We start from the raw sequence: 15328 nt of genomic DNA, 5'->3' as shown, positions 1-15328 counted from the left end.
TTCCCTATCCCGTGCTTGATCAGCACTATGTGGGCCATGTGCTGCAGCCGCGTGCAGGACTCCGGGATGGCGGCCCTGCCCTCCCTGGACACGGCCTGGAGTGCCTTTCAGACCCTGGGGCACCGGCCGGAAGAGTTTCTCAGGGCCCTGGCACAGCTCCAGGCCAGCAGCACCGCGTCCGGGCTTTCACCGGATCAGCTCCTGCCCGTGATTGCGGCCACCCTGCGCAGCTCCGCCGCCGACCTGGAACTGCAGAAAGTGGAGCAGATCGGTGGGCTGGCGATCGCGATCTCTGATCGGGTGGCGCAGGCCGATGGGCCAGCCCGGGGTCTGTTTTCGGCGGAAGCAGGAGCGGCCTACGGCGAGGTGATCGGCCGCGAGGTGCGGGTCGATGAAATCCAGCCGGTGGTGAACGAACTGCTCGCTGCCAACGTGCTGATGCGACTCGGCCACGGGCTCTACGGCGTCAGCGATCCCTTTGTGCAGGAGATCTGGCGGGAGCGGAAGCGCTGATCCGGCCAGCCGAGCCGCTTTCTGAACCCTGAGGAGCTGACGCGCCCGCCTACGTCGTTGACACCGGGCAACCACCCATGCACCGGGTAACCACCCATGCGGATCAGGTTTTGGGGTCCACGTCAGTCAGGCCCGGAACCCTCAGGCGTTGCTGCTGCTCATCGCCATGGACTCCCGCCGGTTGGTGGTCTGGATCTCTGCCGGCATCCTGGGTTTCCAGTCGGTCACGCTCGGCTTTGACCTGCTCAACTGCACGGCCCTCAGCTGGCTGTACGTGCGGCTGAATGGCCTTGCTCCAGCGCCGCAGGCCGCCCTCCGGAGCCAGACACCGCCGCCAGCAACGGCCCTGGCCCCAGAAGCAGCCGGCACCGAGAACCCGCTGACGCTGTTCTGCGCCCGGCCCCAGAGCCGCATCGATCACGCCGTGGGCCAGGGGCTGAGCCTGCTGGCCGGCCTGGCCATGGGGGGAACGGCTCAGGGGCGGGGGCCGGGGCAGCCGTGAGTTTTTGCCCGAAAATGGGGCTCCACCGCCTCATTCTTGGGACTTTTCTTGGGACAACTGGACCACGACTCAGTCGTGGCAAGGCTTCTCGGCGATTTGGGCTCGGCTTTTAACCGATTGGTCCTGAGTTCGAATCTCAGGCGACCCATTCAAGCCATTGATACATGTCTGATCAGTGGATTGTTCGGAGCCTGGCTCCGGGCAGGGCGCTGGATGGCAGTCATCGCGATCGCGTTTGCTCGCCCATTGCCATCAGCATTGACAGTCAAGACCGGCACCCATAGTCTCACGGGCATACGGATGTGAGATTGGCGTCATGAGCAATAGTGCCAATCCGAATGGCTACATCCCGATCGTCTTTACCTACGGGGGAACGGCGCTCGGGAGCTATGGGAATGTGCTTGACACCTTCTTCGTCACCTTGCCTGGGGGTGCTGGGGTTCAGCTTGGGCCTGATCAGTTCTATGGCTACACAGCCGGAACGGGCAGTCAGCTCACGCTGGGAACAAGCATTTCCTTGCAGGATGCCGCTACCCCAATCGGCGGATTGCTGCCCACGAACGCCAGTAATAATAGTAACTTAAGTCAGGCTTTTGAGAACTGGGCGGCTTCTCAGGCCGCGTCAACCGGTCAGGATAATTATGCCAATCTCTATCTCAATCTCTACACGGGAGGTCGAGTCTATCTGAGCAATGGAAATCTTGGCCTTGGTCCCACGGGCGAGCCAGTACCAGCCAGTCCCGGTGATCCGGCCTACGGTCAACTCTACGAACTGTTCGAGCCCTACATTGCTGCCCAGGTCAACAGTACAACCATCCCAGGCAATGGTGCGGACATCAGCGACATCGACTGGTTCAGCTTCCCGATATCGCTCAAGAGCTGGTACTACGACTTTGGGAATCCTTCCGGCACCAGTTTGACCACATCGGTCAGCGGCGTCACTACGGAGGAAAATGGTGGCGATGGCACAGCGATCGCCCAAGCCTTGGCCGTCGCCGGCCCGCCCACGAATGCGTACCCCAACGCATCGCTTCCCAGCAGTGGAGGCTCTACTGCCGCAACGCGCCTGGTGGGGCCGCCAAGTGCTGCAGCGGGCAGCTATTTCAGCGATCCCGCCACGAATCCATTCCCCTACAGCTACTTTGACAACTACCTCACCTATCTTGCTGAGTCGCAAGGAAGTCAATCTTCTCTTTTTAGTCTGAGTGGCAGCTTCAGCGGAGTGGGATCGAGTCCGAGCTCTGCCAACGACCTGCCTCAGACGTTCAAGTTCGACGTCGACTTCAGCGCAATCAATACCCAGACTGCCACGTACCCCAGCGGCAGCGTGATTCAGATCACACCGGAAAGCAGCATCATCCTGCAGGGCTATACAGAAGCTTCTGATGGCACTCCCATCCTTGGCAGCCCCAGTGACCCCTTCACGCTGACACTGCCGTGGGCTGTGGGCTCCACCACTTATGGCCTGCAGTCCAACCCTTCGGCCACGGCGGCGAACAATGCCCTGGTGGCCACACCCCTGGTGGGTGGCCTGGGCTGGCTGGGGCAATCTACGACCCAGACGGCGGCAAGTGGCACCTACAGCCCGCTGGTGCCTGTGGCGCTCAACAGCAAAGGTGCAACGATTAGCCCCGGCACGGAAACGGGCGACACTCAGCTGCAGCTGGTGTTCAGCGTGAATATAGCCCCCCTGGCTGGCGCGGCTCAGCTCGACAACCTGCTGGCGAATCAGGCGGTCAGTCTTTCCGATCCCGGCGTGATGGTCACGGAGAATGCCGTCTTTGTTGTCCCCAGTACCGATCAGCACCAGGCGGTGCCGCTCACGATCCAATCGAATGGCTCAGGTCAGATTACCAGTATCACGGTGAATGATCTGGCGGCGAATTCCTATGTTACGCAAGGTGTTACCTGGACCATCCCTGCACAATCAACTGGCCTGGACAACACCCAGGCATTCACAGTTTCACTCGATGTTGAGCCGGCCCTGCGGGATGCCTTTGTGCTCAATTCCGCCACCTATCCAGAACCACCCGCGTCACTGAGTCTGTCTGTGGGTCCCTCTGGCAGTCCTCCCAGCTCTGTCAGCCTCACGGTTGAAACAGCTGGATTGGCTTCTCCGGGCTTTACTCCTGACACCTCTTGGACGACCCTCAGCCAGCCTGCGGGGATCTATGGCGCCAATTCTGGCTACACGATCAGTGGGATCAGCGGAGCGAACAGCGGATTCAATCAGTCTTATGTATCTCTAGAGAATGATGTATTCGGCTGGGCGGTTGGTGATCTGCTTGCTGCCTTGAATACCGGCCTGGTGGGTTCTCCCGTGATCGACCCCACCACAGACCAACCGATTGGGGAATCCTCGTCAAACTGGTTTACGAGTACAACAAATCCCTACGTGAATGGGCTCTGGGGAGAGGATGCCTGGGAGCAGCCTGACGGCTCGCCATTCATGTTCAATGGTGAGCCTATTGACGATTTCTGGAACACTTGGGCTTATGACTTGCAAGGCCTTACTGATGCCTATGGTTTTGCTTTCTCAGATCGCTTTGCGGAAGGTATTCTGCTGAGCTTCAATCCCCCGCCACCCAACCCTGATGCCCTCTATCCAGTGCTGCTGGAAGTGATCATCGGCGATTCATCGTTGATGCCACAAATTGCCATAGAAACACCATTGCCTCCAACCGCAGGTGGCGGCGGCCAGGCCGGGGGCAGTGGAAACCAATCTGGCAATGGCGGCAGCCAAGGGAACGGCAGCCAAAGTGTTGGCGTCGGCACTGACACTGGAGCTGGCAGCGACGACAGCGCCGGATTATCTGCCGGTGCGGCCGATCCTGCGCCCGTGGATCCAATCATCGGTCAGCCTGGCCCATCCCTCCTAGGCACTCCGGGGGACGACCGCATCATCGGGACGGTTGGCCCTGATCAACTGGCGGGCGATGCGGGCGACGACATCCTCAAAGGGGGGCGCGGTGATGATCATTTGCGGGGTGGTGTCGGTGCTGACAAGCTCAAAGGCGGCAAGGGTAGGGATCTCTATGGGTATGCCTCTCTGCTTGACAGTGGCACGGGTCAGGGGCAGTGGGATGTGATCGATGGCAAGTGGCGTGGATCCAGCCGCGATCGGATTGACCTCTCCAGGCTCGGCGTGGAGTTCATTGAGTCGCGTCCATTCACGGCAGCTGGCCAGGTCCGCCTCAGCGCGGATGGAGTGCTGCAGATCAGTGGCCTTGGTGATCAGGCAGTCTTTGAACTGAAGCTCAAGGGCAACCTGGAGGATTTTTCGGCGAAGAATCTGATCGTCTGAGCTGAAAGCGAGACCTCAGATGGCTGCACGGCTTAAGTGTTTGAATCCCGACTTTTAGGGAAGAAGGATGGCCGGTTTTGCTCTACCCAGCTCTATCTCGGGGGTGTCCACCAGGGCCCGTGATCTTCTGCGCCTCGCCGGTTGTATGGGAATGTCCTGCAGATGTAAAGTGTACGGTTGACCTCAAAGTGGTTCTCGTCAAGGCCTGCAATTGCCGTCGATTCGCCACTTGTTGCAGTACACCAGCCGGGTGCCCAGGCCTCGCCAAGCCCCCAGGAGGCCATGGTCCACAGGGCCTTGTGCCAGCTGAAGAGAAGGGAAGCGTCTGTCACTGATCTGTCACTTTCTCCACCCATGCCAGTCATGCCAAGGGATTTGCTTGGATCACAACATCCTTTAACCGATTTGGCCTGAGTTCGAATCTCAGGCGACCCATGTCTTAAGTCCAGCTGTCTCGTCTGGCCCTTTAACTGGAGCGCAGTTGATCTAAGCGAAATTCATGGCTGGTGGTCTTCCAGACTGAAGACCGCAGAAGGCCGCCTGAAGCCTCAGTTGTTTCATCTCCTAGAGGCAAAGCCAAGCAATCCAGCGTGTCTCACTTATCGAGACCAGCGGGATGTCCAGGGCTTGGTGGCGGGGGAGCGCTCCCAGGAGTGAGCGATGCCAATGGCCATCCTTCAGATCCATCAAAGCGCCGCCTGCGGATCAAGTCACGGTTTCCACAGGTGATCCGTAGGCCGCCGGGTGCGATCGGCACTGAGCAACCGCAGGCCTTCCACCTGGTCCTGCACCATCAGGAGGCAGTCGAACGGTTTGCGGTGAATCCAGGGAAGGTGCTGGACGGCCAGGGCGTGTTCGGCGCGCACAGGCAGCTCGCGTAATCCCTGGCCAAGCAGACTCAGGCGCAGGGCGGCAGCTTCCACCTGGAAATCGGCTCGCCCGAGCGACGACTTGATCGCCACTTCCCAGAGGCTGACCACGCTGAGAACCAATGGCTGGGCCGGATCAGCCAGAAGGCCAGCCACTGCTGTTGGTAGGCGCTCGGTTCGGGTCACGACGGCCTGATCAGCCGAAGATTGTTGATCGATGTGGAGGCTGAGAGCTCAACGGATCGATGTGTCTCAGCCGATTCAGCTCATGCCATCACCCGAGCACGAATCCGCCATCTACCGTCAGTGTGGCGCCGGTGATTGTTGCGGCTTGTGGTGAGCACAGGAAGAGCACGCTGTCGGCTATGTCCTGGGGCGACAGAATCCCACCCAGCGGTATGGCGACTGACAAGCTTTCCGTGGTCATCGGCGCGTCCGTGTGTGCTGTGGTCTGGAGGTGGCCCATCAGCATCGGTGTCAAGACCGGTCCGGGGGACACCTCGTTGATCCGCACCCCCAGCATGCAGATTCCGCAGCCGCCGAGCGCGTCAGCATGGTCACCGCACTCTTGCTGGCGTTGTAAAGGCTGTTGCCGCGGAACGCTCGCTGCCCGGCGACCGACCCGACGGTGACGATATGATCAGCCGCGGAGAGATTGACGGAAAGACTGATCATCGGCAGAATTTGCAAGTCAGGAGAGCTTGCAAGATCAGCGACTTGCACAGGCTGTATCCATGGATCAGGCTTGTATTGCTCGTTCACTGGATCTTGATGTCATGGACTGAGGTCAGGCCCTCAACCATTCTCAGCGTGCTCACCAGTGCCTGCTCCAATGGCCTGCGGTGTCCGCTCGCAGCTGTAGTGCTCCACCTCTCCACGCCGTTGAGAGAATTCAGGCCGGTCGGGATCGAGCGCCTGCCACCACCAGCGCCCGTCGGTGTAGCTGGGGGGACCGGCGTTGTTCGTTCGTGGCAGCTGCAGGCTGATGCCCCGCCACCGGATCACGATGAACGCACCGGGTACGGTGCCGCCGTTGCTGTTGGGGATGCCTGCGGCATCCACGGCTCCCTGAAAAACCTCCGCGCTAAGCGGATCACCTGCGCAGCTGAACTGCTCGGCGGCTTGGACGCCTGGCACGGCGAGAAACACCGCCAGGAATAGGGCCAGGGCCAAGGCTAGAAGCTGAGTCACGGCACCGGACCATCGATCGTCAGGATGGCGCAATCCCCCAGGTGATCGTGACTTCGCCCCGAACGTGGTCAAGCCATTCGCAGAGGCGGAGCGTTCAAGCCGGTTCAGCATCAGGTCAGAGCGGCTTCAAAATCAGCTTCAAAATCGGTGGTCGGCTTGACCACGAGATCTCGAACCGCTGCAGCAGCCAGCCCAGCCTCGCTCATTCTTTCGCCGATCGCGGACCTTTCCAGTTGATCGAACTGTTCACAAGCGACGTAGCATTGTAGATCAGCCGTTGAGCCTGCCTCGTCTTTTTTGCGCCTCATGAGCAAAACAACGTGCACTTACTGGAACCCCCTGGCCGTCGACCAGCACCAACACTGGCGCTGGCTGGAGGGGCTTGAGGGCCAGGTGGAGGAGGTGATGCTCAGCCACGATTCTGTCAGTGGCGAATGGACCCGCCTGACCCGCTTTCACCCCGGCAGCGACACCAGTTCCTTCGGGGCCACCGTGCATGCCTACCCCGAGGAGATCCTGATCGTGAGCGGAAGGCTGTGGGATGCGGCCTTTGGAATCTGGCTCGAAGCCGGCCACTACGCCAGTCGCCCGCCCGGTGAGGTGCATGGCCCCTTCCGCAGCGATACCGGCTGTGTGGTGTTCGATGTGTCTTTCCCCCAGCGGCAAGGGGAGACCTGAGCTGGATGGCTTGATGTGACGTCATACTGAGGCGATGACTCAAGTCAATCTGCAACGCTTCAATCCTGGTGAATCGGTGCTCTTTCTGGCTCAGATCGAGAAGGTATCAGCATGATGTGTGGCTGGTACAGGCAAGGAGAACGTTAGGCTGCATCCAATGAAAGCACTCCTGCATGTCATTGGTTCTGTTGTCGTCGTGCCTTACGTCGCGCTGGCACTGTTCTTTCTTGCTGTCGGAGAGGCTGCCAGGACCAAGGGTCTGTTTGCTCTTTTTGATATCGCCTGGAGAAACCTGGACTGGTTCGTCGGCTGGGGACTCTATGCGGTGCCAGTGCTCTGGATCTGTCTGGTCGCGACCGGTTTTGTTCCAGAGCTTCAACGCGCAAGCTCGCTCTGCCTGTGCCTTCTCGCTGTGACCAGCTTTCTGGTGGTCGTCATTCTTCCCGCCACCAAGGCTGGGGTTGGCGAACTGATCTTTCTTCTCCCCTGTGTCGCTGTCGCGGTCACCAGTGCCTGGCTGTTCATTCGGCTTGGCGTTCACAGTTAGCCAGTGCTGATCACTCTGCTGCACAGACCAGCCGCACCAGCAGATCGGCGAACTGATCCCGGTCGATGGGGGCCACGTCGCTGCCATGCAGGAGGTCTTGCATGAGGATCAGGTGCACGAGGGCGCCCATGAAGATGCGGGCGCGCAGATCGGGCTGGCTGGCGGCAAACAGCTGCACCACCTGACCCACGCCGGTGCGTTCCAGCTGGCTCACGAAGGTTTTGGCCAGTTCGGGGAAGCGCTCCGATTCGCCGATCACCAGGCGCAGGAAGGAGAGGAAATCCGGATGGGTGTGGCGGCTGGCGAGGCAGCGGTTGGCCAGTTCGCGCAGGGCTGCGGTGGGTTCGGCGGGCAGGGCCTGCTGGGGTGAGGCGCCGAACAGGCCGGTGAGGCGGTCGCCCACCATCCGCTCGGTGAGGGCCCGAAAGAGGGCTTCTTTGTCGCTGAAGTGGCTGTAGACAGTGGCTTTGGACACCGCTGCCGCTGCCGCGATCCGGTCCATGGAGGCAGCGGCATAGCCGTGGCGCAGGAACTCGCCGCGGGCCCCTTCAAGGATGGCGCCACGCTTCCGCAAGGAGCGCTCGCGCCGGGCTGTGCTGACGGCGGCATCACCGGGTGAGGCTGGCACCGCGACCGGATCAACTGACGATGCACCATCTTCTGGCGAGCTGGCGGAATGGGAAGGACGCAACCCAGAACCAAAACTGAACTGAACCGTATAGTAAGTGAAGTTGGGCGACGGATCCATGCAGGCCCCCTGGCTCCGCAGGCGCCGCGGCCAGTTGCTGCTCCTCGGCGGTGGGGTGTGCGTTTTGGCGGCGGTGCTTCTGTTGCGGCAGGTGTTGCTGCAACGGGCGGCTCCACCCCCTCCGGTTGCCGTCGAGCCGCCGATCCGCACCGTGACGGCCCTTGGCCGGCTGGAGCCGATCAGCGAAGTGCGCACGATCGTGCCGCCCACCGCCAGCGGAGCCCAGCCCCGATTGCAGCGACTGCTGGTGGAGCAGGGCGATGGGGTGAAGGCCGGTCAGCTGCTGGCGGTGCTCGATAACCAGGCCCAGCTCGAGGCGTCTGTGGCTGCCGCCGATGCCGAGGTGAACCTGCTGCGTTCGCGGCTGGCCATCGCCCGCGCCGATGCCGGCAGCGGCGAAGCCGGCCAGCTGGCCAAGGTGCGCTCGCTCGAGGCCCAGCAACGCACGGCGGCAACAGAAGCCCGCCGCTACCAAAGCCTGTTTGAGCGAGGGGCCGTATCCGCCGAGGATCGCGACGCCCGCCAGCTCACCCTCGACACCGTGACCGCCTCACTGCAGGAAGCCCGGGTGCTGCTGGAGCGGCAGCGGGCCCGCAGCACGGCGGGCTCCGGCGGCACCGATCTCGATGTGGAGGCGGCCCAGCGCGGCCTCGAGCAGGCCCAGGCCAGCCTGCAGCAGGCGGTTGCCGCCCGCGATGACAACATGATTCGCTCCCCGATCGATGGCACCGTGCTGCGGGTGTTTGCCCGCGCCGGCGAATCGCCCGGCGGCGAGGGGATCCTCCAGATCGGTCAGACGCGGCGCATGCAGGTGGTGGCGGAGGTGTATGAGAGCGACCTGCCGCGGGTGAAGCAGGGCCAGCCGGTGCGGATCACCAGCCCGGCCCTGCCGCGTCCACTGGAGGGCCAGGTGGGCCTGATCGGCGCGATCGTGCTGCGCCAGAGCGTGATCAACACCGACCCCAGCGCCAACAGCGACAGCCGGGTGGTGGAGGTGCGGGCACCGCTGACGCCGGAGAGCAACCTGCGGGCCTCAGGCCTCACCAACCTGCAGGTGCGCGCGGTGATCGGCCCATGACGCACCCGTTCCGCCAGGGAGGCGGCTTAGCCAGCCAGCATCCCCTCACGCCGCACCAACGGCAGCAGCTCAGGCCCGGGCCGCCCTTGCGGCACGCAACACCAGCCCGGCAGTTGCTCGGCTGGGCACCAGAGCAGGATCACCTCGGCCGGGATCGGCAGCAGCTCGGCGACCTCAGCGCCGTCGCAGACGCGAACGCAGGGCAAGGCGGAGTGGCTCTGGTGCAAGGCGGCACTCGGTGCCTTGAGGCCCTGGGCGCCCTGTTGCCGGAGCTGATCCACCAGCGCCTGCCTGGCTTGCTGGTCTCGCTCTGTGGTTCCCAGCACCACATCCAGCGGCAGGGTCACGGCCGGCAGATCTTCGGCGCCCCAGGCGGCTGGGAGCAGCACGGCCCAGAGGGCTGCGGCGATGCCGTCCAGATCCTGCGGATCGTGGATCTCCTGGTGCCGGATCCATTCGGCCCAGGCCAGGGTGGGCGTGCTGGCGAGGACATGCACCGGCTGATCACCGGCGCGGTTCCAGCGACCCTGCTGCTGGCCGGGTGTGTGCCAGAGGAAGGGGTAGCGCCGATCGCAGACCCGAAAGCCAAGGCGGAACGGGGCCTGTTCCTGGGGAGTGGCGACCACCGATCAGCTGGCCACCAGGCCGAGGCGGGCCGATTGGGCCAGCTCCCAGATGGGGCGAATGGCGTCGTCGTGGGGATCCCAGTCGCCGCTGAGGCGATCCCTGGGGGGCTGGCCATCGAGGGCCAGGCGGGGCCTCTGAAACCAGCGGCGGATGCCCGTGGCGTTGTAGCTGCCCTCGAGCTGATCGATCACCAGGGCCAGCCAGTGCAGCCTGGCCGCGATCAGGTCTGGGCAGTGGCGCTCCGCTTTGGCATAACGCCGCAGGCTGATGGCGCTGATGCCCAGCAAGGCCGCCAGCAGTTCGTCGTTGTCGAGGATCTCGCGCACGCCTGGCCACTCGGTGGCGGCAGAGGGGCACTCCTCCAGGCGTTGGTAAACCTCGGCAAGGAGCTGATCACGAGGGTCGGCGGCGCCGGGATCCAGCGCCAGCCACTGCGTTGCGGCATGGGTGCAGATCCCCTCGCGCACCAGGGCCTGCATGGCTGCCGCTGTGGTGGCCGAGTGCTTCATCAGGCCCATGCGCACCACACGCGCCCGGAATTGCGCCTCACTCACAGACCCAGGACGGGGCTTGATCGAGCCGGTCTTGAACTGGATCGCGGTCATGACCCGATCCTAATCCGGGCCGCAACCGGTTCGCCCTGGCCCCGATGGCGGTTGGCCCGCGGCGCCCTCAGGCCGGCTTTCCGCAGGATCGGCCCATGAGAACCCCCCTCGGCTGGCTGCAGCTGCGCCACGAGCGGGGCCGCTTCTTTGTGGCGCTGGCCGGCATCGCCTTTGCCGATCTGCTGATGTTCATGCAGCTGGGCTTCCAGGCGGCGCTCTACGACAGCAACACCCGGCTGGATCGTTCCTTCAAGGCGGATGTGGTGCTGATCAGCCCCAAGGCGCTGAACCTGCAGAACCTCTCCACCTTTCCCCGCCGCCGGCTGCTGCAGGCCCTGGATGTGCCCGGGGTGGTGGATGCCCAGGGGCTGTACATCCGCACCGTGACCTGGCGCAATCCCCAGACCTTGCGCAGCGCCACGGTGCAGGTGCTGGGCTTCGATCCGGATGCCGATGTGCTGCGGCTGAAAGATGTAATGGCCCAGGCCGATGCGCTGAAGCTGCCCGATACGGTGCTGTTCGACCGGGGAGCGCGGGGCCAGTACGCCGAAGTGATCAAGCGGATCGATCGGGGTGAGCGGGTCACTACGGAGATCGAGCGACGCACGATCACGGTGGCGGGGTTGTTCCGGCTGGGGGCCTCCTTCGGCGCCGATGGCACCTTGATGGCCAGCGACCAGACCTTCCTGCGGATGTTCCCGCGGGTGAGCGCCAGCAGTGTGAGCGTGGGGCTGCTCACCCTGGCGCCGGATCAAAACACCGCCGCGGTGGTGGAGGCCCTGAAACGCCACCTTCCCGATGATGTGAAGGTGCTCAGCGACGCTGATTTCATCCAGTTCGAGGAGAACTACTGGCGGGTGGCCAGCCCGGTGGGCTTCATCTTCGGGTTGGGCACCGCCATGGCCTTTGTGGTGGGGGTGGTGATTGTGTATCAGGTGCTCTCCACCGATGTGAATGCCCACCTGCGTGAATACGCCACCTTCAAGGCGATGGGCTTCCGCAATCGCTATCTGCTGCTGGTGGTGATGGAGCAGGCCCTGATCCTGGCGGCGCTCGGCTTCATTCCGGGTGCCGTGATGCCGGTGGGGCTGTATGCGCTGGCCGCCAACGCCACACGCCTGCCGATCGCCATGACCGTCGAACGGGCGATCACCGTGTTTGTGCTCACGCTGGTGATGTGTCTGGCTTCGGGTGCGATCGCCACGCGGCGATTGCAGGCGGCCGACCCGGCTGAGTTGTTCTGAGCAGGAGCACCGCCATGGCCAGCGCGATCTCGATTCAGGGGCTCAACCACAGCTTCGGCCATGGTGCGGTGCGGCGCCAGGTGTTGTTTGAAGTGGCGCTGGAGGTGGAGAAGGGGGAGATCGTGCTGCTCACCGGACCCTCCGGCTCGGGCAAAACGACGCTGCTCACCCTGATCGGCGGGCTGCGGGCGGCCCAGAACGGCTCGTTGCAGGTGCTGGGCCGCGAGCTGATGGGCGGATCGGATCGGGCCCTCACCCTGGCGCGGCGCGAGCACGGCTACATCTTCCAGGCCCATAACCTGCACCGCAGCCTCACCGCCACCCAGAACGTGCGCATGGCGCTGGAGATGCGCGGCACCTTGAGCACCGAGGAGATGGACCGCCGCGCCCGCCGGATCCTGGAGAGCGTGGGGCTGGGCGATCATCTGGAGATGAAGCCCGACCAACTCTCGGGCGGCCAGAAGCAACGGGTGGCGGTGGCGCGGGCGCTGGTGGGCGAACCGCCGCTGCTGCTGGCCGATGAACCCACTGCTGCCCTCGACAGCCGCTCCGGCCGCGAGGTGGTGACGCTGATGCAGCGGCTGGCCCGCGAGCAGGGCTGCACGATCCTGCTGGTGACCCACGACAGCCGGATTCTCGATGTGGCCGATCGCACCGTGTCGATGGAAGACGGCCGGCTGCTCTGAGCGGATCAGACCAGCCCCAGCCGCCTGAGATCTTCCATGCCGGCGCCCTGGAACTCTTCCCAGAGTTGTTCCAGCTGAGCCAAGGCGGCTTGCTCATCACGGATGGGCTGACCCTTCGGATCGTGAAGGGTGAGGCCGGCCATCTGGATGCCCATCCACACCATCTGAACCCGATCGGCAGCATCGAGCCCGAGCGCTTCCACCTGGGCCAGCAGGATCTGAGCATCGGCCAGAGGGATGGGCAGCCGCAGCTCGGGGGCCAGCAGCCCTGCGGCTCCCTTCCCCAGGGAGGCGAGCTCGATCAACGTCTGATTGAAGGCTGTGATCTCGGCAGACCCGGCTGCCGTGAGGCCGGGTTGGGAACCTGCAGCCAGGGCGGCGAAGGGATCGGCCCCCACCAGATCCTTGTCGAGCAGCAGGGCCAGCTGAGGCAAGAGATCGCGGGGAGCTTGCCCCAACTCCTGGGCCAGCTCGCCAAGGCTGCGGGGGCCAGCATCCAGGACCTGATGCACAGACTCGAGCATGGCGGCATCGATGGCCATGGTTCCCATGCTGATGGGGAAGTCCTTGCATGTTTTCAGGGAATCCTGCCGCAGGATCAGGGGAAGGGACGCCAGTTCCGCCTGGATTTCAACGGAACTGGGAGGAATCACCCCACGGGCAAAGAGATCGCGCCGAAACGTCTGATTGATGGCCAGATCGAAGGCAATTTCTTGCATCGCCGCATTGGGCGCCTGGCAAATCCAGGCGGCCCTGGGGCTATCCAGCATCTGGGGAAAGAGTTCCGGCAAAGAGGCCGAGCCCACATGGGTCAGGCCGACCTGAGCGCAGGCTCGGTGCATCGGGCCCACATAGAGCGGCTGATGGGTGGCGTGATATTCCCCCATCAAGTAACTGCTCGATGCTTTGCTCAACCCCTGCAGAGCACTGCGCAACTCCGGATGGGCCCTACCCAGGGGAGAGTTGTGGGCCTCGCCATCACCGAGGAGCTCCTGCAGCCAGGCCGTGGCCTGCTGCAGCGAGGCCTCGCTGGTGTTGTGGCCGCTGAGCAGACCCAGCTCCAGGGCCAGCATCTGCATGGGGCTGCGCGACAACCAGCCCGGATAGGTGTTGTAGGAGCAGTAGAACAAGCCCCCCGGCTGCAGGCAGTGGCTGGCGGCCTCCAGCAACGCCTGGCGGGTGTCAGCCCCCACCCAGCTGGCAACGCCGTGGGCCAGCACCAGGTCGTAGGCCTCGGGCCAGTGGCGACAGGGCCCGCGAGCGGGCAGACCCTCGGCGAATTCACGCAGATCGGCCGTGGCGAACTGCACATTGCCCAGGCCCAGCTCCCTGGCCCGTGTGGTGGCCAGGGCCACATGGCTGGGATGGAAATCGATCCCGAAGAACTGGGCCTCGGGATGGGCGGCGGCATTGAAGAGCAGATTCAGTCCGTGGCCGCAGCCCATTTCAAGAGCGGTGAAGCGCCCCTGCCGAAGATCCCAGCGATGGCGGCCACCCAACAGGGTGGCCAGCGCCAGCCAGGACACGGCCAGTTCCCGATGCAGAAAGGCCCCATACAACCGGTCGAGGCGGTAGTCCATGACTCAAGACTATGCCGGCTGCGCTGAGCTGCGAGAGTTGACCCATGTGCGGCCACTACTCCCTCACCACCCCGATCGACCAGTTGCTGCTGCGCCTCAAGGGCCCGCTGCCGCAAGGCCTGGCGGCCCACTACGCAGCGCGTCCGGAGATTGCTGCGGGCGAGCCGGTGCTGATTCAGCGGCAGGAGCACGGCGAGCTGCAGGTGGGGCTGGCCCTGTGGGGCCTGCTGCCGGAATGGCAGAAGCAACCGCTGGGCAGCCCCCGGCCGATCCATGCGCGCAGTGAAACGGTGGCCGAGAAGGCGAGTTTCCGAGGCGCCTGGCGCCACCGCCGCTGCCTGCTGCCGGCGGATGGCTACCGCGAAGGCCGCGGATCACGCTGTGTGTGGGTGAGCCGCCGCGACCGGCAGCCCTTCTGGCTGGCGGGCCTGTGGGACCGCTGGATCGGCCCCGATGGCAGCGAGGTGGAGAGCTGCTGTGTGCTCACCACCCGTGCCAATGGCCTGGTGGCGCCGTTCCACCCGCGCATGCCGGTGATCCTGCCGGACGGCCTGGAGGACGCCTGGCTGCAACCGGCGGATGGGGCCGGCCTGCGGGCCCTGGAACCGCTGTTGCAACCGGCGGAACAGGGGGAGAGCTGGCAGGCCGTGCCCGTGCGTGTTGGCGGCCGGATTCCTCCCACGGATCGGCAGCTGGCCCTCTTCCATTCCTGAGCAGGCTCGTTAAGGTCCTATTAGGATGAAGGTGGCTTGTCGATGTGGAACGGCGAGGGCGCTATGGGAGCGGGCGTGGCCACTAGAAAAGAGAAGAAGGCGTTCCTGCCCCGCAGGGAGCCCCGCTTCAGTGTTCCGGCCTTCTCGGTGCAGATCGCCGTGGTGTTTGTGGTGGAGGGCCAGAAATACAAGGCTCGCCTGTGGGATGTGAGCCTGTCGGGTTGCTGCATCGCCATCCCAGATAAGGAGGGATCGCCTGTGCCTGGCGATTATGGCCGGGTGTTCATCCGTAACCCCAGCACGGGCGAGCCGATCTCGAACGACGCCACGGTGATGTGGATGGATCATGTGGGCTCGGCTTATTTTGTGGGTTGTAAATATGACAAGCCGATTGAACTTGAAGGGACGTTTTTGGCGATTTATGAGCAGAAGCGTTGAGCCAA

General features: G+C 63.8%; 18 protein-coding genes and 1 pseudogene. 10 read left to right on the top strand and 9 right to left on the bottom strand.

All coding sequences use genetic code 11. The features are described 5' to 3' along the window. From KQ310_RS06915 to KQ310_RS06905, 3 genes and pseudogenes are all read left to right on the top strand, one after another. Positions 1 to 513 (top strand): annotated as a pseudogene (locus tag KQ310_RS06915) (ATP-binding protein); the annotation flags it as partial. Between the two features lie 166 nt (positions 514 to 679). Next, positions 680 to 1015 (top strand): hypothetical protein, encoded by a 336-nt coding sequence (locus KQ310_RS06910; protein ID WP_259721035.1) that lies wholly within the window; start codon positions 680 to 682, stop codon positions 1013 to 1015. Positions 1016 to 1331: 316 nt separating this feature from the next. Continuing rightward, entirely contained in the window at positions 1332 to 4319 is a 2988-nt protein-coding gene (locus KQ310_RS06905; protein ID WP_259721034.1) for a calcium-binding protein, read from the top strand. Positions 4320 to 5029: 710 nt separating this feature from the next. Here KQ310_RS06905 and KQ310_RS06900 read toward each other — a convergent pair. From KQ310_RS06900 to KQ310_RS06890, 5 genes are all read right to left on the bottom strand, one after another. Continuing rightward, on the bottom strand, positions 5030 to 5374 hold the full coding sequence (locus KQ310_RS06900) for a type II toxin-antitoxin system VapC family toxin (protein ID WP_259721033.1): 345 nt from the start codon (positions 5372 to 5374) through the stop codon (positions 5030 to 5032). Between the two features lie 88 nt (positions 5375 to 5462). Next, positions 5463 to 5711: an SDR family oxidoreductase gene (locus KQ310_RS16005; RefSeq protein WP_399237841.1), complete on the bottom strand. Its 249-nt coding sequence runs from the start codon at positions 5709 to 5711 to the stop codon at positions 5463 to 5465. Further along, positions 5666 to 5863 (bottom strand): SDR family NAD(P)-dependent oxidoreductase, encoded by a 198-nt coding sequence (locus KQ310_RS16000; protein WP_399237839.1) that lies wholly within the window; start codon positions 5861 to 5863, stop codon positions 5666 to 5668. The genes KQ310_RS16005 and KQ310_RS16000 overlap by 46 nt, the downstream gene beginning before the upstream one ends. 120 nt (positions 5864 to 5983) lie before the next feature. Then, positions 5984 to 6361, bottom strand: a complete 378-nt coding sequence (locus tag KQ310_RS06895; protein ID WP_259721032.1) for a hypothetical protein — start codon at positions 6359 to 6361, stop codon at positions 5984 to 5986. A gap of 128 nt (positions 6362 to 6489) precedes the next feature. Then, entirely contained in the window at positions 6490 to 6687 is a 198-nt protein-coding gene (locus KQ310_RS06890; RefSeq protein ID WP_259721031.1) for a hypothetical protein, read from the bottom strand. Here KQ310_RS06890 and KQ310_RS06885 point away from each other — a divergent pair. Together KQ310_RS06885 and KQ310_RS06880 are read left to right on the top strand one after the other, a co-directional pair. Next, the gene (locus tag KQ310_RS06885; protein ID WP_259721030.1) at positions 6686 to 7057 is read left to right on the top strand and encodes a cupin domain-containing protein; all 372 of its coding nucleotides are present in this window, start codon (positions 6686 to 6688) and stop codon (positions 7055 to 7057) included. The two genes, KQ310_RS06890 and KQ310_RS06885, sit on opposite strands and share 2 nt — an antisense overlap. Before the next feature lie 157 nt (positions 7058 to 7214). Continuing rightward, positions 7215 to 7604, top strand: coding sequence for a hypothetical protein (locus KQ310_RS06880; RefSeq protein ID WP_259721029.1), 390 nt, complete (start codon positions 7215 to 7217; stop codon positions 7602 to 7604). Between the two features lie 10 nt (positions 7605 to 7614). On the opposite strand, the gene KQ310_RS15855 is transcribed toward KQ310_RS06880, so the two are convergent. Next, positions 7615 to 8232: a TetR/AcrR family transcriptional regulator gene (locus tag KQ310_RS15855; RefSeq protein ID WP_311134715.1), complete on the bottom strand. Its 618-nt coding sequence runs from the start codon at positions 8230 to 8232 to the stop codon at positions 7615 to 7617. A gap of 118 nt (positions 8233 to 8350) precedes the next feature. On the opposite strand from KQ310_RS15855, the gene KQ310_RS06865 reads away from it, so the two are divergent. Next, positions 8351 to 9430, top strand: a complete 1080-nt coding sequence (locus KQ310_RS06865; protein ID WP_259721028.1) for an HlyD family efflux transporter periplasmic adaptor subunit — start codon at positions 8351 to 8353, stop codon at positions 9428 to 9430. A 26-nt stretch (positions 9431 to 9456) separates the two neighbouring features. On the opposite strand, the gene KQ310_RS06860 is transcribed toward KQ310_RS06865, so the two are convergent. Both KQ310_RS06860 and KQ310_RS06855 read right to left on the bottom strand, forming a co-directional pair. Next, positions 9457 to 10056 carry an RES family NAD+ phosphorylase gene (locus tag KQ310_RS06860; RefSeq protein WP_259721027.1) on the bottom strand — a complete coding sequence of 200 codons (600 nt, stop codon included), beginning with the start codon at positions 10054 to 10056 and terminating at the stop codon, positions 9457 to 9459. A gap of 3 nt (positions 10057 to 10059) precedes the next feature. Continuing rightward, entirely contained in the window at positions 10060 to 10662 is a 603-nt protein-coding gene (locus KQ310_RS06855; RefSeq protein WP_259721026.1) for a hypothetical protein, read from the bottom strand. A 95-nt stretch (positions 10663 to 10757) separates the two neighbouring features. On the opposite strand from KQ310_RS06855, the gene devC reads away from it, so the two are divergent. Beyond that, complete coding sequence (gene devC / locus KQ310_RS06850; protein ID WP_259721025.1) at positions 10758 to 11906, top strand: ABC transporter permease DevC; 1149 nt, start codon at positions 10758 to 10760, stop codon at positions 11904 to 11906. A 14-nt stretch (positions 11907 to 11920) separates the two neighbouring features. Beyond that, positions 11921 to 12592: an ATP-binding cassette domain-containing protein gene (locus KQ310_RS06845; protein ID WP_259721024.1), complete on the top strand. Its 672-nt coding sequence runs from the start codon at positions 11921 to 11923 to the stop codon at positions 12590 to 12592. 5 nt (positions 12593 to 12597) lie between these two features. On the opposite strand, the gene KQ310_RS06840 is transcribed toward KQ310_RS06845, so the two are convergent. Further along, positions 12598 to 14172 carry a class I SAM-dependent methyltransferase gene (locus KQ310_RS06840; protein ID WP_259721023.1) on the bottom strand — a complete coding sequence of 525 codons (1575 nt, stop codon included), beginning with the start codon at positions 14170 to 14172 and terminating at the stop codon, positions 12598 to 12600. Between the two features lie 44 nt (positions 14173 to 14216). On the opposite strand from KQ310_RS06840, the gene KQ310_RS06835 reads away from it, so the two are divergent. Both KQ310_RS06835 and KQ310_RS06830 read left to right on the top strand, forming a co-directional pair. Continuing rightward, positions 14217 to 14885 (top strand): SOS response-associated peptidase, encoded by a 669-nt coding sequence (locus KQ310_RS06835; RefSeq protein WP_259721022.1) that lies wholly within the window; start codon positions 14217 to 14219, stop codon positions 14883 to 14885. A 42-nt stretch (positions 14886 to 14927) separates the two neighbouring features. Then, entirely contained in the window at positions 14928 to 15323 is a 396-nt protein-coding gene (locus KQ310_RS06830; protein WP_259721021.1) for a PilZ domain-containing protein, read from the top strand. The last annotated feature ends 5 nt before the right edge of the window (positions 15324 to 15328 follow it).

This window comes from Synechococcus sp. CS-1328, assembly GCF_025128095.1.
Taxonomy (GTDB): Bacteria; Cyanobacteriota; Cyanobacteriia; order PCC-6307; family Cyanobiaceae; genus CBW1002.
The sequence above is the reverse complement of the archived record's forward strand: the minus strand, read 5'-3'. Positions and strand labels throughout refer to the sequence as shown.